Source organism: Sphingobacterium sp. UBA7855, from assembly GCA_002500745.1.
Classification (GTDB): domain Bacteria; phylum Bacteroidota; class Bacteroidia; order Sphingobacteriales; family Sphingobacteriaceae; genus Sphingobacterium.
Genome location: DLST01000010.1, coordinates 575,765 through 597,487, shown reverse-complemented (window position 1 = coordinate 597,487; position 21,723 = coordinate 575,765). Strand labels below are relative to the sequence as shown.

Below are 21,723 nucleotides of genomic sequence, written 5' to 3'. Positions count from 1 at the left end.
CTGTTCTTGAGTTAATACCTTCACGTTCAAGGAATAAGGTAAAGGAGGTGACCATGGATATGGCGCCGAACATGGCCAAGGCAATCCGTAGATGTTTCAGGAATGCCAGGCGTGTGATCGATCGTTTCCATGTCCAAAAGTTAGCTTACGATGTAGTGCAGGAACTTCGTATTAAGTATCGATGGGAAGTATTGGATGCGGAAAGCAAGAAGATAATGGAATCGCGAAAGGGAGGAACCTCATATGAACCCGAGTTGTTGCCTAACGGTGACACGCTCAAACAGCTACTGGCTAGATCCAGATACCTCTTGTTCAAGCATACAAGCCGATGGTCCGAAAACCAGAAACACCGAGCTGAATTGTTATTCATGCGGTTTCCCAAGCTAAAGCTGGCTTATGATCTTGGAATTGCCCTGGGTGACATATTTAATAAATGCAAGGAAAAAAGGTAGCATTTACCAAACTGGGACTGTGGCATAATCAGGTTGAAAATGCGGGCATTGCTTCGTTTGAGAGTGTAGCAAGATCCATTGCAGCGCATCATCAATACATTCTACACTACTTCGACAATAGAAGCACCAATGCTTCAGCAGAATCTTTCAATGCAAAGCTCAAAGCTTTCAGGAGTGTCTTTCGCGGCGTAAGGGACACCACATTCTTCCTATATAGAGTAATGAAATTGTATGCTTAAAAACTTTACCCCCCCCAAACTTTCGGTATGATCCGTGATAATTCATTGAAAAAAGCCTATAAAGCAAAAAAGCCCCTTTCCTAATGTAAAGAGGCTTTGCGTACCCGGAGCCGGAGTCGAACCGGCACGGTTTCCCACTGGTGTTTGAGACCAGCGCGTCTACCAATTCCGCCATCCGGGCATATCCGTTTGGGATGATGCAAAAGTAGGTTTTTTCATGTAAAAGAGAAAACTTTTTGAATAAATTTACCTTATAAATAAATATAAAGCTGAAATTCAGCCGAATAATTTTGCTTTAGTTACTCAGATAGCTTGCTCTGACAGTAATATTCGCCGTTTTTTTCCTTGAGGTTGTATTAAACACCCCTCCAGAGGAATATTCTTCGTTATCATTTTGACCAGTTATCTGAAAAATTCCAAGATCGGCCTTTACGAGGTTGCCCAAGTCAGCGTTGGACTCTGTTGCAATATTATTAGCACGCTGATGTGCATTTTTTGAGGCTTGCGAAATAAGTTCCAATTTGAGATCTTCCAACTTAGAATAATAATAATTAGGTGTGCTCGAACTGAGTTCAATTCCTTTAGATATCAACGTGGATATCTCTCTTGAAGCATTATCCACCTTGTTCAAATCTTTTGATTCCACACTGACGGTTTGAGACAACGTATATCCAGAAAAAGTATTGTAACCATTGCCCTTCCCATCGGTATGGTATTCAAAATCCTTAGCAATGTTAACCGCTTCAAAACGGATCTCGTCGGCTTTCACACCTTGTTGAACTAAAAATTCACGAACCAAATCACGATCTGTTGCCAATTGAGCAGAGGCTGCACTCAACTCGAAATTTTTTCTGCTAAAAGTAGCGCTCCATTTGACCAAATCGGACTCAAAATCTTTTTTGGCATTCCCATTTACGGTGATCGTCTGCATAGATTTAAACTTGTATCGGTATGCCGATCCCACGATCCAGGCAGTGACTACGATTAAAAGCCCCAAGATAACTGAAGCGATAACAGCGGATGAAGATTTCATAACCAGTTTTTTATGTTTACGTAACAATGAATATACCAAAAAATCAATTGTTTTTTATTTTTTATAGATAAATTGCGACAAAAAGTATTAAAATATGAATAAGAGAAATATCTGTATTCCATTCTGTGTTTTAGCAGCATTTGCTGCCAATGCTCAAAAGAAACCATTGGATCATACAGTATATGATAGTTGGCAAAATATTTCTTCGCCATACATCAGTAAATCCGGTAAATTTATCCTATTTCAAGTCACCCCCCAAGAAGGAGACGGTCAACTTTTTTTAAAAACAAAAGATAGCAAAGAAATCGCCCAAATTCCTAGAGGCTATAATGCGAAAATAACGGATAATGAAAATAATTTAGTCAGCTTAATCAAAGCCCCTTTTGCAGCCACCCGCGAGGCTAAGATCAAAAAGAAAAAAGCTGAAGATCTTCCAAAAGACTCACTTGGCATTTACAATTTAACGACCTCTGCCCTTGTTAAATTTCCGCAGGTAAAATCCTATAAAATTTCCGAACAGAACAATAATTTCGTTTCTTTCCTTTTTGATAAAGAAGTAACTGAGAAGGCCATACCAGATGCTGCCACAAATACTGGTTCAACAAATAAGAATAGTGATAAAAAGAAAAAGACGATTGCAACCCTTGCCTTATACGATTTAAATACTGGAGATTCCGTCCAATTCTCGGCGGTAGATCAGTATGAATGGAATAAATCAGGGTCGAAAATAGTTTTCTCCAAAAAGACAGATACGAAAGACAGCCTCTCAAAAGAATCTGGTGTATACCTTTACGAATTAGCAACCAAAAAGCTCAAAAAGATATCAAATGGGAAAGGCAATTACAAAAACTTCAAGTTTGACGAGTCGGGCGATCAGCTCGCTTTCTTAGGGGACCTCTCAACTGAAAAGGCACTACTAAAAAATTATAGGCTTTATTATTATACAAACGCGATAGATACAGCCGAATATCTTGCTACAAAAACCAGCAATGGCATACCTAAGAACTGGTCCGTTAGCGGAGATGGGGAAGTTCGTTTTAGTAAAAATGGAGAGAAGTTGTTTTTTGGAATAGCACCAATACCTCGTGTCAAAGATACTACCTTAGTGGATTTTGAGCATGCGAAAGTGGATGTTTGGCATTGGCAAGACGACTATTTACAACCTATGCAGCTGGTAAATCTAAAGAAAGAACTTGCAAAAAACTTCTTAGCGGTAACGTACCCCAAATATAATCGCACAATTATCCCACTGACAGACAATACGTTTAATTCAACCTCTCTTACCCCAGATGCAAATGGTGAATATATTTTGGCGCGAACTGACTTCGGCAAACGAATTGAAAGCCAATGGGAAGGTAGTACACGGGATGATATTTACCTGGTTTCGACGAAAACAGGAAATAAAGAATTAATTCTCTCAAACTTTTCAGGAAATGCGATTATAAGTCCCGATGCAAAATATATTGTATTTTTTGATCAGGACAAGGCAACTTGGAATTCCTACCACATCAGTTCAAAGAAAAAGATTGTGCTGAATGAAGGTATACCCGCATCGTTCTCCGATGAAGAAAATGATATGCCTACCACGCCGCAGGGCTACGGAATGGCTGCATGGACTCCAGACTATAAGGGGATATACGTCAATTCAAGATATGATATCTGGTATTTTAATTTAGACGGCTCAAACAAATCTATTTTAACCAATGGTTATGGTGCGGCGTCACAGACAACATTCCGTTATTTGCCTTTTAGACGAGAAGAGGACCGCAATCAAGCCACAACGCTCGACTATAAAAAGGGCGGCTATCTGACATCCTTCAACCACAAGACAAAAGAATCGGGTTTTTATCAGTTCAAAGGACAACGTAATGATCCAAAAATTCTCCTGATTGCACCTAAATCTTTCAAGAACATTAGTGCCTCCGCAGATCAAAAAACCATCCTTTACAGTAAAGAGGATTATATAATGTCTCCCAATCTGTATACAAATAACGCAAAATTCAATGATGAATCTCAGTTATCCAATATAAACCAGCAACAAGCTGACTATAATTGGGGGACAGCCGAATTAGTTCACTGGACCACGCCTGAAGGCAATCAAGCAGAAGGTATTTTGTATAAACCAGAAAATTTTGATCCGGAAAAAAAATATCCGATTATCGCTTATTTTTACGAAAAGCTCTCCGATGGTTTATACACCTATCAGGCTCCTGCACCTACCCCATCGCGTTTAAACATTCCTTATTTTGTTAGCAATGAATATTTGGTCTTTGCGCCAAACATCAGTTACAAAACGGGACACCCTGGCAAATCCGCGGAAGAATACATTAATTCAGGCATGAAATACCTAGCTCAAAACAGCTGGGTTGATAGTACGAAAATGGGGATCCAAGGACAAAGCTGGGGTGGCTATCAAGTGGCACATCTGATTACACGGACGAATATGTATGCGGCCGCTTGGACTGGGGCTCCCGTCGTCAATATGACCTCGGCCTATGGCGGAATACGCTGGCAAAGCGGCATGTCACGTCAATTTCAATACGAACATACACAAAGTCGTATCGGTAAAACGCTATGGGAAGCACCAGAACTCTATATTGAAAATTCACCATTATTCCATTTAGATCAAGTAAATACTCCTGTTGTCATCATGGCAAATGACAATGATGGTGCTGTGCCATGGTATCAAGGGATTGAAATGTTTACCGCATTGCGCCGATTGAAAAAACCTGTATGGATGTTGAATTACAATGGTGATGAGCACAATCTGATATTGCGACAAAACAGAAAAGATATACAAATTCGAGAGCAGCAGTTCTTCGACCATTTTCTAAAAGGAGCTCCTGCACCCAATTGGATGAAGAAAGGGATTCCAGCCACGGAAAAAGGAATAGACTGGGGGCTCGAATTTTAGTACAAAACAATAAAAAGGTGTGATTTTTAGAAATCACACCTTTTTTAATACCAAAAAACCCTGTTTGACAGATTATTTTTGAAAAAACATCAAAAAAAATTTCAATTTTTAACAAAAACACAATATTTTTGAAAAACAAAATCAACAAAACTGTAATTTAACTACAAAATACAAATGTCGAACCTAAGATTCAAAGCAGTAGAAGCAGCGGGCTCACGCCAAATCGCTTCATTTGAAAAAGTTGAAACTAAAAAAGCAACTGACATCTACGGAAAGAATGTTTTTTCCGTAAACAAAATGAAAGACTACCTTCCTAAAAATTCATATAAGGAGTTAGTTGCATCCATTGAAGAGGGCCAAATTATTTCAAGAGATTTAGCTGAGCATATCTCACAAGCGATGAAGACTTGGGCACTTAATCACGGTGTATCACATTACACGCACTGGTTTCAACCCCTAACTGGTTCGACTGCTGAAAAACACGATGCATTCTTTGAACCTGATGACAACGGTGAAGCCATTGAAAAATTTACAGCTGATGCATTAGTGCAACAAGAACCAGATGCATCGTCATTTCCGAATGGTGGTATCCGCAACACGTTCGAAGCTAGAGGTTATACTGCTTGGGATCCATCTTCTCCAGCTTTCATCTATGAAACAGGAGCTGGTAAAACACTCTGTATTCCTACAGTTTTTGTTTCTTATACAGGGGAATCATTAGATTATAAAGCACCTTTGTTAAAAGCAATCAATGCTGTTGATAAAGCAGCAACTGATGTCGCTCAATATTTTGATAAATCTGTTACCAAGGTCAATGCCTCTTTAGGTATTGAACAAGAATATTTTTTGGTTGACCTTTCTTTGTATAATGCTCGTCCGGACCTTCAGTTAACTGGCCGTACGCTATTTGGACACATGTCCGCTAAAGGGCAGCAATTGGAAGATCATTATTTCGGTGCCATTCCAGAACGCGTATTGGCTTACATGGTGGATTTGGAAAATGAAGCTTTGAAATTAGGTATTCCATTAAAAACTCGTCACAACGAGGTTGCTCCGTCCCAATTTGAATGTGCGCCAATGTATGAAGAGATCAACTTGGCGATCGATCACAACCAATTGTTAATGAACCTCATGGAGCAAGTAGCTTTAAGACATAACTTCAAAGTATTGTTACATGAAAAACCTTACTCTGGTGTTAATGGATCGGGCAAACACAATAACTGGTCGCTAATCACAAATACAGGTATAAACTTACTGTCTCCCGGTAAAACTCCGAAGAATAATTTGATGTTTTTGACTTTCTTTGTTAACACCATCAAAGCAGTTTATGAATATGCTGACTTAATGCGCGCTTCTATTGCGAGTGCAAGCAACGACCACCGTTTGGGTGCAAACGAAGCTCCTCCAGCAATTATTTCAATTTTCTTAGGTTCTCAATTGGATGAACTTCTTGAAGAAGTTGAATCTGCTCGTGTTGCTAAAAAAGTAAAAGCAGAGGCAAACTTATGGCATGGTATTCCTAAAGTTCCTGAATTAAAATTGGACAATACAGACCGGAACCGTACCTCACCATTTGCTTTCACTGGTAACAAATTTGAATTTCGTGCGGTCGGCTCCTCGGCAAATTCCGCTTTACCAATGACGGTATTGAATGCAATCGTTGCAGCACAATTGATCGAATTCAAAACAGAAGTTGATAAACAAATCAAAAAAGGCACTAAAAAAGATCTCGCGATCTTAAACGTTGTCCGCAAATACATCAAAGATTCAAAAGCGATCCGTTTTGAAGGTAATGGATATAGCGAAGATTGGGAAAAAGAAGCCGAAGCTCGTGGTCTTTCTAACATCAAATCGACGCCTAAAGCATTAGATGTTTATGTAAAAGAAGAATCTTTAGCGCTGTTTGAATCATTAGGTATTTATACCAAACGTGAATCTGAAGCTCGCCACGAAATTTTGCTTGAAAACTTCTATAAGAAATTACAAATTGAGGCACGTGTTATCGAAGAGATGGTTAACAACCAAATTGCTCCTGCATGTTTCATTTATCAAAACGAATTGATTGAAAATGTCAAAGGATTAAAAGACCTTGGTCTAGCGCAGTCAGCATTTAGCTCTCAATTGAACTTTGTAGAACGTATTTCAACACACGTAAATACCATTCTGGAACAAGCTGAAGCAATGCGTCAGGAACGTAAAAAAGCAAACCAAATTGATGACGTACGTGAAAGATCAATCGCTTACGATGAATCGGTTAAGCCATATTTCGATGTGATCCGTTATCATGTCAACAAATTGGAGAAAATTGTTGATGACAAAAAATGGCCTCTTCCAAAATTGAGAGAGATCTTATTTTTAAGTTAAAACAACATCGCAATAAAGAGAAGGGGGCATTCTAAAAGAGGATACCCCTTCTTTTTTATATGCTTAACAATGAATTTAGAAGAATATTTTCCCTACTCGGCGATTAATCCCCTTATCTTTAGCGCTAGACCGCTCCCATCAGAGGCTTATTATAAAAAGCTCATATGACCGTTAGAGTTGGCTATGTACGGTCATCTTTATATCAAGCGAACGCAAAGGCCTTCTACGAGCAATTGTTGCTGAACGTCACACAGCAGGGTTCAAGGCGAAATTTGATTAACATGAATTGAATCAAAATAAAAATCTACAAAATACACAATATTCAAAACAAATAAATTGTATATACAAAATATTAAGCATAATATTTGTATTTTTACAGCGAAAATTAGTAAACTGATTGATGAGCATTGAATCGTTAAAGAAAAGATTCTACCTTTTTTATATCCATATTATCCGGTTCATCCAGGGTGAACATACTGGCGATGCTTTTCGCAATGTATCTATCAGCATTTTGCCGAGTTTGGCGATCTATCTATTGGGCGCACCGGCAAACGTAGCCATCGGTATTGGGGTGGGATCATTATTGACTACATTAACTGATCCTCCAGGTAATCGGAAAGATAAATTTTCTTCCGCCCTTGTTTGTATTCCCACTTTCTTTATTGCTTCGCTTTTTACAGCCTTTCTTTTTCCTTATCATTGGCCGCTGGTTATTTTATTGAGTTCGGCAGGCTTTATCTGCACTTTTTATGGAATTTTCGGCCCTCGTTATGCCGCAATTGGGAACATGACATTGATTCTGATGAGCTTTGTCATCGGCATGGCCCCTCAGCATCCGCTTTCAGTGAGCTTAGAAATTACCGTAGGCGCCAGCATCTATTATTTCTTTAGTCTATTGCAGGCTTACATACAACCCTATCGCTCTTTAAAACACGCCATGGCCAATGGGTTTCACGGTTTATCTCAATTTCTATTGGTACGTTCAGAATCTTACGATCCGGATATTCCGCTGGACTTGACTTACAGCCGCGTAGGAAAAATTTATGGCCAGATCAGTGAACAACAGGAGCAAATCAGATCGCTCTTATTTAGGGAAGAAAAAATCATTAGCCAACGCTGGCACAAAAGCAACTATTGGCTTAGTCAAGTGTATGGATTAATTGATTTACACGAATTAATTATTGCACTGGATCATGATTATGATGCCATTCGAAAAAATTTGCTGGATACCGGCAGCCTTCCGCTAATTCGTCGTAGTATAAAATTACTGGCCTTGGAAATCGATAGTTTTTCGCAGCCTAATAAAAGGTTTCGCTATGCAGAGCAGCTTTACGACAACCACAGTAAAATCAGTGCACTGTTGTCGGATCTAAAGGAAATCCAAGAACAACAGACTGCGCCAGCAAATGGTATTCTTGCTTCCATCATCCGCAATATTGAAGCTATTATTGAAGTTCTCAAACGGATTCAAGTTGCTTTTTATCAGAATCAAGAAATCAAAAACAAAATTGACACTAATGAGTATCAGCAATTTATCAACCGTCCATTGCGTAGTTTAAATGATATCAAGAGCAGACTCCATTTCCATAATCCACTTTTCCGTTTTGCACTCCGTATGGCGGTTCTCTTCGGAACAGGTGCATTGATAGGTATTTCTTTTTTGGATTTTAAATATACCTATTGGATCTTACTCACTATTGCCATCGTTGCGAGACCTGCATTTTCAATGACTAAAACACGTAATATAGAACGCATACTAGGTACATTTTCGGGAATTGCCGTCGGTATACTCTGTTTGGTCTGCATTGACTTTCTGCCTGCTCTTCTTCTCATTGCCGCTACTGGGTTATTTGGATTCTTCTTATTCAACCGATCAAATTATATGGTCAGTGTGATCTTTATTACGCTGGGCATAGTCATTGCATTAAACTTATTTGAAGGAAATATTAATATCATTTTAGGCAGTAGAATAATTTTTACTTTAGTTGGTGCGCTGCTGGCAATAGCGGGCTATTTTTTGATACCAGTACGCCAAAGCTCGAGCATGGTCCACTTAGCAAAAGAGGTCGCATTGTATAACCATCATTATTTTCAAATTATCAACAGACGCCTTTCCGACGATCTGCAAAGTTCGTTCGACATTCGGCTCGCTCGAAAAAAGGCACAGACAGCCATGGCTCTCTTTTCCGAAGCAATCAATCAAATGAAAAAAGAACCTGAGCACAAGTGGGTCGACTGGTCTCATATCCATCATTTTCAAGCACTCTCCTATCGCATCAATTCACATTTGGTTGGTCTCTCCATATCCTTAGGTCGAGAGGCGAATCATGAAATACAGCAGGGTATCCACGGTAGAATTAATGCTTTGAAACCTCTTTTAACCGATTTAGATCAGCTTGCTGAAAATATCAACTTTACTAAAACATAAGGCCAAACGATGCATTTATGTATCGCTATTGGATAACGAATATGCGATTACAGCTAGGGAGGCAGTTCTCTTTTAACTAAAAAAAACGTATTTCTTTTGCATTGATAAAAAAGAAGTTTATATTTGTGTCGTCTTCGAAAGAAGATTTCTAATCAACACCTTCCTTAATCAGTAGGTCTTGATTTATAAAGAAGTGGCGAGAGACTGGCTCAATGACCCACTGGCAACCTTCAATTTGCTTGAAAAGGTGCCAATTCCTGTCCAAAATAATATCGTTTTGGAGCATATAAATGATATAAGACAATGCTTATTAAATTACTGAAATCCATTAAAAATTCAGGTTCAATAGAACTGAACCTTGCGAACAGCAAAAGTGTACTACATCGTAAAAAAGTATCGATGCGAATGCGTATGCATACACACTTCACTGCTTGTTAAAAATCATTTCCTTTTTCTTGGATAACGATTGACAGACCTTCCAAGTAGGTGTGTATGCTTCTCTTTTATCTTTACAAATTCTTTTTTTGAAACCTTAAAATCTAATATATTATGTCTTCTAACAAAAATTTAAAATTCGAAACACTACAGGTTCATGCTGGCCAGGTCGCTGATCCTACCACAGGATCCAGAGCAGTTCCTATATATCAAACAACATCTTTTGTATTTGAAAATGCAGAACATGGAGCCAATCTATTCGCGTTAAAGCAGTTTGGAAACATTTATACCCGGATCATGAATCCAACTACGGATGTATTTGAACAACGGATTGCAGCTTTAGAAGGTGGTGTTGCAGCAGTCGCAGTTGCATCTGGTCAGGCAGCGCAGTTTATTGCATTAAATAATATTCTTGAAAACGGCGACAATTTTGTTGCAGGGTCCAACTTATATGGAGGCACATTCAATCAATTCAAAGTTTCATTCAAACGGCTAGGCATTGAAGCTCGTTTTGCAACCGATGCTGAAGCTGATAAAATAGAAGCGCTCATTGACGATAAAACTAAGGCTATCTATGTCGAAACAATCGGAAACCCGAGTTTCAATATTCCTGATTTTGAAAAAATCGCCGCTGTAGCGAAGAAATACGATTTGCCATTAATTGTTGACAACACATTTGGAGCTGGGGGTTATTTATTTAAACCATTAGAGCATGGGGCAAACGTAGTCGTTGAATCGGCAACGAAATGGATTGGGGGGCATGGAACCAGCATTGGTGGCGTCATCGTTGATGGGGGTAACTATAACTGGGGGAATGGGAAGTATCCACAATTTTCTGAACCATCCGAGGGTTATCATGGATTGGTGTTTTCAGATGTTTTTGGTGAAAATGGCCCATTTGGCAATATACAATTTGCAATTCGCGCGCGTGTAGAGGGATTAAGAGATTTCGGACCAGCGCTCTCTCCTTTCAATTCATTCTTGTTATTACAAGGCCTTGAAACATTGTCTCTACGTGTACAACGGCATATCGACAACGCGTTGGAAATCGCTAGATGGCTTGAGGCCCATCCTCAGGTAGAAAAGGTAAATTATCCGGGATTAAAAAGCTCGCCGAGTTTCTCAAATGCGCAAAAATATCTTAAAAATGGATACGGCGCAGTGCTTTCTTTCCAGCTAAAAGGCGACGCAGCCCAGAAAGCCAACGACTTTATCGACAGCTTAGAATTAATCAGTCATTTAGCAAACGTAGGCGATACTAAATCGCTGATTATTCATCCAGCTGCAACGACCCACCAACAATTGAGTGAGGACGACCAAGCGAATGCGGGTGTGTTCAAAGGACTGTTGCGTCTGTCAGTCGGAATAGAACATATTGATGACATCAAAGCAGATTTACAACAAGCTTTTGATAAAATCAACTAATTAGACTTTCGGCTATAAAATTTAAACGTAAAATGAGTAAGCATATTTATCTGCACCCAGAGCCTTTTGTTTTTGAAAATGGACGAGAGCTTACTGATTTACAAATCAGTTATGAGACGTTTGGCCAACTTAATCCAGATCGCAGCAATGTGATCTGGGTATGTCATGCCCTAACGGCCAATGCAAATGTCTTGGATTGGTGGCCGGGCCTTTTTGGAACCGATGATTTATTTGATCCGAACGACTATTATATCATCTGCGCCAACGTTATTGGGTCGGCCTATAATAGTAGCAACCCATTGTCTATTAACCCAGCCACTGGACAGCCTTACTACCTATCTTTTCCTGAATTTACAGTAAGGGATTTGGCCAGTGCACACCAGTTTCTTGCTGACCATTTGGACATTAAGTGTATTAACGTTCTTATCGGGGGCTCATTAGGGGGGCAGCAAGCATTGGAATGGGCGGCTTCCAACACGATCTCAATCGATCATTTAATCGTCGTTGGCACAAATGCTGTTCATTCACCATGGGGTATTGCATTCAATGAGAGCCAACGTCTTGCCATTACAACCGACCGTACCTTTTACGCCAACCATCCTGATGGCGGAGCTAAGGGACTAAAGGTGGCACGTTCAATGGCATTGCTATCGTACCGTAATTATACAACCTATAGTAATACACAGAGCGAAAATGATCAGAATAAGCTCGGCGACTACAAAGCGTCATCTTATCAAAATTATCAGGGGGAAAAATTAGTAAGCCGCTACAATGCTTACAGCTATTATTTCCTGACGAAAGCAATGGATAGCCACAATTTGGGGCGCGGCAGATTGTCTATTGAATCTGCACTATCAAACATTAGCTGTCCAACATTGGTATTGAGTGTCAATACAGATTTATTGTTTCCTCCACAAGAGCAACAATTCATAGCACAGCATATTCCCAATGCTCGTTACGAAGAGATTGAATCAACCTATGGTCATGATGGCTTTTTGATCGAAACAGCAAAACTAACAGAAACTATTAGCCTCTTTCTGAGCGAGCACAAAGTGTATGCTGCTGAATTAGTATAAGAGATTGAACAAAATAATAAGAGAATATAAGAAGAGATATGAGCAATAAATTAACAATAGGGATGTTTGGATTTGGTGTTGTAGGCCAAGGTCTTTATGATATTATCAAAACCAAAAATCTTAATCTGGAGATCAAGAAATTTGTCATTAAAAACGGCGATAAAAAACGCTCCCTACCAGCGGAGTTGTTTTCTACTGATGCGGAGGCAATTTTAGGTGATCCAGAGATTAACACTGTTGTCGAACTGATTGATGATGCCGAAGCAGCATACCAACTAACTGTTCGCGCACTGAAATCGGGAAAAAATGTGGTTTCTGCCAATAAAAAAATGATTGCGAGCCATTTGGAAGAGCTAGTTGATATCCAGCATGAATATGGTACAAGCTTATTGTATGAAGGTGCTGTTTGTGGAAGTATTCCTATTATCCGGAATTTAGAAGAGTATTATGATAATGAATTGCTCCACTCTGTTAGTGGCATTTTTAATGGATCTTCCAACTATATCCTATCTAAAGTTTTCAACGAAAACCAGCAATATACAGATGCTTTAAAGAAAGCGCAAGAACTTGGTTTTGCAGAGACAGATCCAACCCTTGATGTAGGCGGATTTGACCCAAAATTTAAAGTATGTATTGTTGCTTCCCATGCGTACGGGATCTATGTCAAACCAAACGATGTCTTTAATATTGGTATAGACAAATTGGGACAGCAAGATATTCGTTTTGCTAAAGAAAAGAACCTCAAGATCAAATTGATACCAACAGCGAAAGAGATCGACGGAAACAAAGTTGTACTTTACGTATTACCACGCCTAGTAGGCAAAGACAGCATGCTTTATAATGTAGAAAATGAGAACAATGGTGTATTGGTAAAAGCAGCCTTTGCAGACGAACAATTTTTCTATGGAAAAGGAGCCGGTGGCCACCCGACGGGCTCTGCTGTGCTATCGGATATCGCTGCCCTTCGCTATGGATACCGCTATGAATACAAAAAACATTTAGAATCCAGCACATTAAATTATAGCCAAGATTATTTAATTAAGGTTTATTTGAGATACACCGATGATGCACTGATTGAAAAGTTAAATTTCAGTGAAATCACAGAACGATATTACGCACCAGATTTCAAATATGTCATAGGGCATATTAATCTTCAACAAATCGCAGCTCACAAAGCCGATTTGGATCAAGAAGGCAATTTTATTGCTGAAATCGCGTAGGCAATCAACAACCAACCTACCTTGAAAATAGCCCCGAATGGGGCTATTTTTTTATTGCTTAAATTTAGTTGCCTTTCAACTTGAGGTCTAAAATCCCGCCTTCTACCAGACGTTCAAAAGGCAGCTGCCAACCTTTCCACAGGCGGTTATTCAACCGAACCTGATCAATAATATAACTATTGGCCTGCTCCTTCTTCACCTGAATGATAAATTTATTTTTTCTTAATTTCTCCGGCAATTGTATCGTTACCCGATCAAAAAGTGGCGCGCCAATCTGAAGCGCGGGCTTCTCGGTGGTGAGACTTCGTACGTCGAATAGGCCGATACTCGACAAGACATACCATGCGCCAAGCTGTCCTTGGTCTTCGTCTTGTCCGTAGCCATAACCGTGTATTGCATCATTACCATAAAACTCATTGCAAATTGCCCGTACCCATTTCTGACTTAAATCAGGTCTACCAGAAAAATAGAACAGCCAAGAGATATGCAGGTTCGGTTGATTACCATGATTATAAAGACTTTCAATCCCTGCGAAAGCGTCAATTTGTGTACCACCTCCAAACACATTCTTCTGCGACACCGTAAAAATACTATCCAACCGCTGATTAAACAGATCCTTTCCAACCAGTTTAACCAATTCCTGTGGGACATGCGGAACATAGAAGGTATACTGCCAAGCATTTCCCTCCTGAAATCCACGCCATGGTTCATAAGGGTTAAAGTTTGAAATAAATCGCCCAGTACTATCCCTTGGTCGCATAAACTTCGTTGCGGTATCGTACAGATTACGCCATCCATCGGATAATCCCTGAAATTTAATGTAGTCTTTTTGGTGCCCCAATGATTTTGCAAATTGTGCGGCTGCACCGGCAGAAAAAGCATATTCCAAGGTATGCGAAGCACCAAAAGGAGATCCATTGGTCATTAATTCGGGACTGCCATTATCATCTTTTATATACGGAGAATAACCTTTACGGACAAAAACGCACACATCTAACTTCCCCGCTCCAGGCAGACGGTCTTTCCCTTCCAATTCATTTTTGCGCACCGCAGCATAGGCAAGATTCACATCATAGTCACGAATACCCACATTATACGCCGCTGCAATTGCCAAACCTGTAAAATTAGTCCCTACACCCGAAACGTATTTACTGTTGGCAATACCGTCTCCTAGCCAACCGGCATCGCGATAGACCAACAATTGACTCTGAATCCAGTCGTTGTAATAGTCCGGATAAGCAATGGACCATAACTGTGTCAAATTCCAAAATGCGCCCCAGATCGCATCGGTATTATAATGATGATGAATAGGTTGCCCCTGTTTATTTAGAGCAATCTGCCCTACCGAGCCGTCATTTTTGGGATACGCACCATTGACGTCGCTTGCAAGCCCACGACCAAGTAAAGCATGATACAATCCAGTATAAAATTTAATGCGGTCGTCCACTTTCCCCCCTTCCACCAAAATTCTTCCCAGTTCACTATTCCAGGTTTGCAAGGCATTTCTCTTTGCAGTATCAAACGACATATCCTTTGCCTCTTTAAGCAAATTCAGTTGTGCATTTTCCACAGATGTATAAGACAAGCCGGTTTTGACTTCGATAGATTCCCCTACTTGGGTATCAAATTTCAGGAACACGCCGGCCCCCTTTCCTTTTATACGGCTATGTTGATCGAAAGTCGTGGAATCGCTAAATGTTCCATAAGATTTAGGCTGTTTGTTTATCTCCGCGAAGAAAAACATCTTAACATGAGCACCCTGCTGATATTTTTGTACGTATACAGGATTGGTAACCACATATCCCCAGACGTGCTGTTTGTCATAATTCACTTCAGCATCAACGACCGGGCCACTTTCCCCCATAACATGGCCAATATCGAAAATAAGGTTGGCTTCTTCAGTTTTTGGGAAAGTATACCGATGAAAACCGACGCGCTTGGTTGCAGTGAGCTCCGCAAGTATATTATAATCTTTTAACTTGACGCGGTAATAGCCAGAAGTAGCAAACTCATCTTTCTTATCGAAAGCAGAACGATAGCCGCTTTGTGGACGATCAAGTTGACCAGGAGTTGTCTTCAATTTTCCAACGGACGGTGCAAATACCACTCCGCCTACCTGGAATTCGTGAAAATTAGCGAATCCTTCTATTGACCCATGCCTATCATCGTACCCCACAGCTTCCCAGCCTGACTTGTTCCCATAGCTTCCATTTGTGCTCGGCGCTAGCTTAGCCATTCCAAAAGGTACTGCTGCTGGTGTATAAAAGAAATACCGGCTATGAACGGATCCAATATTAGGTTTTACAAAAACGGTTAAATCTGTTTTCTGCTGTGCAAAAACAGCCGTCGTACTAACAAATAAACTACAAAAATAATAAATGATATGCTTTACCATTGTTTTCAATTAGGTTCTACAGCAAACTTACAAAAAAATATAGTATGTATAAACATGAACTCAATTTTCTTACACGATTTAACTACGGGAAAGGCCTCACCATAATGCTTAAATTTGTAAAATTTTAAATACTAACCAAATAAAACGTTATTAAAGCTTAAATACTGACATTTTTCCATAACTTTTATTGTACATACATACTAAAATATAACCAGTAAATAAATTCAAAAAAAATACGCATCAGACGGCTGATCTTCGATCAAACCCCTGAAGTAGATGAAAATTAACCCTGAAATAGATACAAATTATTGACAGATACACTTGTCAAGCCTAATTAATTACAATAAAACCACAATGAAAAAAAACACCCCATTTTTTAGTCTAATACTTCTGTTACTCGGAACCCAACTATCAGCACAACAAATAAAACCCGACAGTATAACTCAACTTAAGTTGGCAAAAAGCATTCTAGCGGATCAAAACTTAAAATATGTCGACAGCCTTGCCCGAGAGGTCATCAAAGAAGGTTTCAATGCGGGAAGTGGCTACTCACAGATTTGGGCCAGGGACCTCAATACATTTATTGAAACCGCCTTGGAAGAGCGGTCCCAAGCGGACATTAGAGGGGCCATTTTAGTATTCTTTCAGATGCAACAGCCCAATGGTGAAATGGTAGACGGCTATGTCCTTAAAAAGGATTTTACCTGGCACGATGATACACCTTATTATTCAGAAAATGCGCCCGGCCATGTTGGATTTAAAAATACAGTAGAAACAGACCAGGAAACCTCACTTATCCAACTGCTTGGTAAATATATCCGGAAAACAAAGGATTACAGTATCCTGGAGGAGTCTATCGGTGGAATTTCCGTCAAAGATCGAATACAACTCCTATTGGATTATTTGAAAAGAGAACGGTTCAACCACAAGTATCAATTGCTTTGGGGTGCGATGACCGCAGATTGGGGAGATGTACAACCCAACGATAGCTTTGGTTGTGACTGGAATGAGCTCTCCAATGAGGCGATCGATATTTATGACAATGCGATGTTTATTATTGCATTGCAGACATTGATTGATATTCAGCCCAACGCTCCGAAGGTGACAGAATGGAAGGGATTAAAAAAGAGTCTCGAAACAAACAGCAGACGTCATCTATGGGATAAGAAAAAACAAAAATTCATCCCTCATCTCTATCCTAAAACATCCCCTATCCCAAAAGGATTTGATGAAAATACGATTCATTATCATGGAGGTACCGCCATCGCGATAGAAGCCGGGTTACTTTCCGCTTCAGAAATAAAAACAGTCAATACGCAAATGCTGGAAAACGTCAGGTTATCGGGCATGCCGAGTATTGGATTGACCTTATACCCGACCTATCCGGTTGGATTTTTCATCGGAGGAATGGCTCAGCCTTACCAATACCAAAATGGTGGTGACTGGACTTGGTTTGGCGGACGGATGATCCAGCAACTTGTTTTAAACGGCTTTTATCAAGAAGCCTACGCAGAACTTCAACCGATGATCGATCGCGTTGTGAAAAACAAAGGATTTTACGAATGGTATGGTCAAAATAATGTCCCTAGCGGATCAGGGAAATTCAAAGGTTCAGCAGGAGTGCTCAGTAAAGCAATAGCGCTCCTAGAAAGCTGGGCAGAAACTACCGTAGAAAAGAATCATTAAAAGAAAAGAATAAATAAATGAGCTATTCACTCATCCTATCGTCCTTTTTGAATGGATAATAGGATGAGTGAATTACTTAATAATCTCTTCTGCTTTCAACAGTATAGGTAAAACTTTCCGCACGGTAGAACCCTAAATTATATTCAATTGGCTTTCCAGATTGGTCAAATACAAACCGCTTGCGGGACAAAATAGGATCACCGATATTAATCTCCAATTTATCCGCTATAAATTTATTTGCAGCCATTGCATCCAACTCTTCCTGAGAAAGATCTGCAACGACATGATAATCTGCTTCTAAGATTTCATATAAAGGTCGCTTAAAATCTTCATCGCCGTTTAAACCTATACGCGGATGGAAATAAGAGATAAAATAAACAAATGGGTCATCTTTCTTTCCTCTCAGACGTTCTAGTTTTAACAGCTTCTGATCCTCATCTACATTAAAAAACTTCGAAACAGCTTTATCGGGAACAACCCAGCTGACGTGAAGTTCAAAATTCTTCACCTCAATCCCACGATTTTTCATCTCTTGTGAGAAACTCAACCAATTTTTGGATTTTGAACTGAATTTAGAACTAGCCACCTTCGTTCCTATCCCCTTCTTTCTAATGAGCAGCTCCTCATATACCAGTTTATTGATCGCTAAACGCAAAGTAGAACGGGAAATTGCCAATCTTTTTGCTAATTCAATTTCATTGGGTAATAATTTCCCCTCTATATATTCAGGCTGCTTAATTAATTCGCGTAACAAATTCTCAGCTTGTATATGCAGCGGGACAGGACTTTTATGATCTATTTTTAAATTCATCATTTGGATTGCTTGTGCTAAAATAAGATTTTTTGCATAATTAAAAAAATAGGCATATGTTTGTATGTATATACATATTAATATAAACCGCGGATGTCAAAGAGATTTATCATCATTTTATGTATCGTTTCACTTGGAGGACTCCTTTTCGGTTTCGATATGGCTGTAATTGCAGGTGCTTTGCCGTTGGTGAAGCAATTTTTCGGACTATCTCCTGCTCAAGAGGGCGTGTTCGTCAGTTCAGCCTTGCTAGGCTGTATTGTTGGTGTATTTTTCACAGGACCATTAACAGATAAATACGGCCGAAAACCCGCCTTTGTTACTGCGGTCCTGCTTTTTTTATTCTCAGCAATTGGCTGTGGATTCAGTCCTTCTTACAGCATATTGATTGCGAGTAGAAGCATTGGGGGCCTGGGTGTTGGAATAGCCTCAATTGTTGTGCCCTTATATCTTGCGGAAATATCGCCAAGCAAATTTAGAGGAAGATCAGTCACCTGTTACCAGCTCGCTATTACATTCGGTATCCTATTTGCCTATATCAGCAATTACCTGATTCTTGAATATAGTTCCGCACAGCAAAATGAACTGTGGCGAACTATGTTTTTAGTTGGTGCAATACCGGCTTTGTTGTTATGCGTTGGAGTTTACTTTATTCCTGAGAGTCCACGTTGGCTTTCTAAAAATGGACGAAACACTGAAGTTGCAGCGATCAGTGCCACATTAGGATTATCGGATATACAAGAGGTCAGCCATGTTTCCTCGAAAGGAAATCTACGTGATCTGTTCTCTCCCATTTATCGCAAGGCTTTTTTATTGGGCTTATTCCTCCCTTTATTTTCACAGCTCAGTGGAATCAACGCAATTGTTTATTATGGTCCGAGCATATTGCTTGAATCAGGTATTTCATTAAACAATTCCTATCATGCCCAGTTATTCTTTGGAGCCGCCAATGTGCTATTTACTTTCTTCGCAATCTGGAAGGTTGATAATTGGGGCAGACGTCCCTTATATCTTTTGGGAACTGTAGGTGCTACCGTGAGTTTGCTGGTTACTGGTTATCTTTTTAATCAAGGTCAAGTCAATAATATCGCATTGATTATCGCGATACTTTCCTTCTTATTTTTCTTTGCTTTTTCCATTGGCCCACTAAAATTTGTCGTCGCAGCCGAAATCTTCCCAAATGCCATCCGGGCTCGTGCCATGGGTATCAGTATTATGGTGATGTGGATTTCTGATGCGATCGTGGGACAGCTAACACCCATTCTTCTCGCTTCCTGGGGCGCCCGCTATACGTTTTGGTTGTTTGCATTTTTCTGTGCCATCGCATTCCTTGTTGTACTTGGATTCCTTCCAGAAACGAAGGGCAAACCTTTGGAGGAGATCGAAAAATTCTGGATTGAAAAACACAACAAAAAATCAACAAACAAGTAAGCAAAAGCTATTTATTCCAACATCATTCATTTGCAATAAAAAATTACATCAATATGTATTCTAATACTCAAACAAAACCTTTTCAGTACGAAATCGCGCCGACGTTTCCAGTTCAAGGATCCTTATCAAATTCTTACACGGATCTTGTTGCACATCTCATTACACATAATATACATAGCATTGATGGTTTTGTAGGTGTTAACTGGGGCACAATCATCCCTAGCCTGAAGCAAGAATTTGAAAAACAGGGCGTAGCCGCACGATTTATTACGATGGATTCTGCTTTAAAATCGGAATCAGCCATCCAGGATATTGTCTCCCCCTACCTAGGCGGCAATGACCCATTGTTCGGAAAAAAGGCCGGGATTCCGCTCATTGAATACTTTGATACTAAAAAGCTAACAGATTTTCAAACAATACGAGCGAGCTCCGATTCCAAACAAGGTGAGTATACCATCTTTTATGGTCCTGGAGCATCATTAGTCGATACGTCTAGTCAGCTGATGTATATTGATCTGCCCAAAAATGTGCTTATTCAACGCATGCGTGTGGGCGCAGCTTTAAATTTAGGCTGTTCAACACAAACCAATCAAAAGGAAACCTACAAACGTTACTATTTTGTCGACTGGGAAATATTGAATAGACATAAAAGATCCATCTTGTCCCGTGTCGAAATTCTTGCCGATCAACAATCGTCCCACAGCTTACCATGGATTACGGGGAAGGATCTACGCGATACATTGCAAACCATGTCCCAAAGTTACTTCCGCGTACGACCAACTTTTGAACCCGGAGTATGGGGTGGACAGTGGATGAAAGAGCACCTTACAGGTATCGATCAGGATGTCAAAAACTATGCGTGGTCCTTCGAAATGATTGTCCCCGAAAATGGTATTTTGCTCGAAGCGGATGGACATACTCTCGAAATTTCATTCGATCAATTGATGTTTCAAGAAAGTGCCAATGTACTCGGTCATGCACAGCAACGTTTCGATGTTGAATTTCCAATACGCTTCAATTTCCTGGATACCTTTGATGGCGGCAACCTATCCATTCAATGCCACCCCAGTCCAGCTTATGCAAAAGCAGAATTTGGAGAAAACTTCACTCAGGACGAATCATATTATATCGTTGATAGAAAAGAGGATGCGCAAGTGTATCTAGGCTTTCAGCAATCCATTGATACAGACAAATTTCGCTCAGCTTTAGAAGAGAGCTTCCATAGCGGAATAGCGATGGATATCGAGCAATACGTTCAAAAATTCGAATCCAAGAAACACCAGTTATATTTGATTCCACATGGTACCGTACATTCTTCCGGCGTGAACAATCTCGTGCTCGAAATCAGTGCAACACCTTATAATTATACCTTTAAAATGTACGACTGGGTGCGTCCCGATTTAGATGGGAAACCACGTCCATTAAATATTGATAGAGCATTCGCTAACCTCAATTTTAGCCGGAAAGGTGATGTCGTAAAAAACACACTGCTAGCTCAGCCCAGTGAAAAAATCCTTGATGCGCAAACAACAAGAATACATTTGCCAACGCATGAAGATCATTTCTACGATGTTTTTAGATACGAATTCGATCAGGATGTTTCGATTGAAACGCGGGGACAATGCCATATCATGATGCTTGTCGAGGGTGAGGCAATTGAGCTCACGACAGCAAATGGCATGAAGAGGGTCTTCCATTATGCCGAGACTTTTGCCGTTCCTGCTGCTGCTGGGTCCTATACATTGCGTAATTTAGGAAACGGTAAGGCAAAGGTTATCCAATCTTTTGTAAAAGAATCCAAATGTTAATCAAAC

The 21,723-nt window shown here is 39.9% G+C and carries 14 protein-coding genes, 1 tRNA gene and 1 riboswitch; of the genes, 11 read left to right on the top strand and 4 right to left on the bottom strand.

Annotated features, from left to right (window positions below; all coding sequences use genetic code 11):
- Both B2107_RS08770 and B2107_RS08765 read left to right on the top strand, forming a co-directional pair.
- Positions 1–452, top strand: a 452-nt coding sequence (locus B2107_RS08770) for a transposase (RefSeq protein ID WP_293955085.1), incomplete at its 5' end; no start/stop codon positions are given.
- Positions 434–691: a transposase gene (locus B2107_RS08765; protein ID WP_293955083.1), complete on the top strand. Its 258-nt coding sequence runs from the start codon at positions 434–436 to the stop codon at positions 689–691. The genes B2107_RS08770 and B2107_RS08765, both read left to right, overlap by 19 nt.
- A gap of 101 nt (positions 692–792) precedes the next feature.
- Here B2107_RS08765 and B2107_RS08760 read toward each other — a convergent pair.
- Together B2107_RS08760 and B2107_RS08755 are read right to left on the bottom strand one after the other, a co-directional pair.
- Positions 793–872 (bottom strand) — tRNA-Leu (locus tag B2107_RS08760).
- Positions 873–986: 114 nt separating this feature from the next.
- Positions 987–1,724 (bottom strand): SIMPL domain-containing protein, encoded by a 738-nt coding sequence (locus tag B2107_RS08755; protein ID WP_293955081.1) that lies wholly within the window; start codon positions 1,722–1,724, stop codon positions 987–989.
- A gap of 94 nt (positions 1,725–1,818) precedes the next feature.
- Here B2107_RS08755 and B2107_RS08750 point away from each other — a divergent pair, with 94 nt between their 5' ends.
- From B2107_RS08750 to B2107_RS08725, 6 genes are all read left to right on the top strand, one after another.
- Entirely contained in the window at positions 1,819–4,638 is a 2,820-nt protein-coding gene (locus tag B2107_RS08750; RefSeq protein WP_293955078.1) for a S9 family peptidase, read from the top strand.
- 174 nt (positions 4,639–4,812) lie between these two features.
- Positions 4,813–7,002, top strand: coding sequence for a glutamine synthetase III (locus B2107_RS08745; protein ID WP_293955076.1), 2,190 nt, complete (start codon positions 4,813–4,815; stop codon positions 7,000–7,002).
- A gap of 400 nt (positions 7,003–7,402) precedes the next feature.
- Positions 7,403–9,430, top strand: coding sequence for an FUSC family protein (locus B2107_RS08740; RefSeq protein ID WP_293955074.1), 2,028 nt, complete (start codon positions 7,403–7,405; stop codon positions 9,428–9,430).
- A 180-nt stretch (positions 9,431–9,610) separates the two neighbouring features.
- Positions 9,611–9,723, top strand: a riboswitch (SAM riboswitch).
- A 256-nt stretch (positions 9,724–9,979) separates the two neighbouring features.
- The gene (locus B2107_RS08735; RefSeq protein WP_293955072.1) at positions 9,980–11,290 is read left to right on the top strand and encodes an O-acetylhomoserine aminocarboxypropyltransferase/cysteine synthase family protein; all 1,311 of its coding nucleotides are present in this window, start codon (positions 9,980–9,982) and stop codon (positions 11,288–11,290) included.
- 32 nt (positions 11,291–11,322) lie between these two features.
- Entirely contained in the window at positions 11,323–12,366 is a 1,044-nt protein-coding gene (locus B2107_RS08730; RefSeq protein ID WP_293955070.1) for a homoserine O-acetyltransferase family protein, read from the top strand.
- A 38-nt stretch (positions 12,367–12,404) separates the two neighbouring features.
- The gene (locus tag B2107_RS08725) at positions 12,405–13,586 is read left to right on the top strand and encodes a homoserine dehydrogenase (RefSeq protein ID WP_293955068.1); all 1,182 of its coding nucleotides are present in this window, start codon (positions 12,405–12,407) and stop codon (positions 13,584–13,586) included.
- Positions 13,587–13,650: 64 nt separating this feature from the next.
- Here the strand turns inward: B2107_RS08725 and B2107_RS08720 are convergent, their stop codons facing one another.
- Positions 13,651–15,981, bottom strand: a complete 2,331-nt coding sequence (locus B2107_RS08720; RefSeq protein WP_293955066.1) for a GH92 family glycosyl hydrolase — start codon at positions 15,979–15,981, stop codon at positions 13,651–13,653.
- A gap of 354 nt (positions 15,982–16,335) precedes the next feature.
- On the opposite strand from B2107_RS08720, the gene B2107_RS08715 reads away from it, so the two are divergent.
- A complete protein-coding gene (locus B2107_RS08715) occupies positions 16,336–17,667 on the top strand; it encodes a hypothetical protein (RefSeq protein ID WP_293955064.1) in 1,332 nt (443 codons plus the stop codon).
- A 76-nt stretch (positions 17,668–17,743) separates the two neighbouring features.
- On the opposite strand, the gene B2107_RS08710 is transcribed toward B2107_RS08715, so the two are convergent.
- Positions 17,744–18,481, bottom strand: a complete 738-nt coding sequence (locus B2107_RS08710; RefSeq protein WP_232475551.1) for a GntR family transcriptional regulator — start codon at positions 18,479–18,481, stop codon at positions 17,744–17,746.
- A 90-nt stretch (positions 18,482–18,571) separates the two neighbouring features.
- Here B2107_RS08710 and B2107_RS08705 point away from each other — a divergent pair, with 90 nt between their 5' ends.
- Complete coding sequence (locus B2107_RS08705) at positions 18,572–19,909, top strand: sugar porter family MFS transporter (protein WP_293955060.1); 1,338 nt, start codon at positions 18,572–18,574, stop codon at positions 19,907–19,909.
- A 53-nt stretch (positions 19,910–19,962) separates the two neighbouring features.
- On the top strand, positions 19,963–21,717 hold the full coding sequence (locus tag B2107_RS08700) for a class I mannose-6-phosphate isomerase (RefSeq protein ID WP_293955058.1): 1,755 nt from the start codon (positions 19,963–19,965) through the stop codon (positions 21,715–21,717).
- The last annotated feature ends 6 nt before the right edge of the window (positions 21,718–21,723 follow it).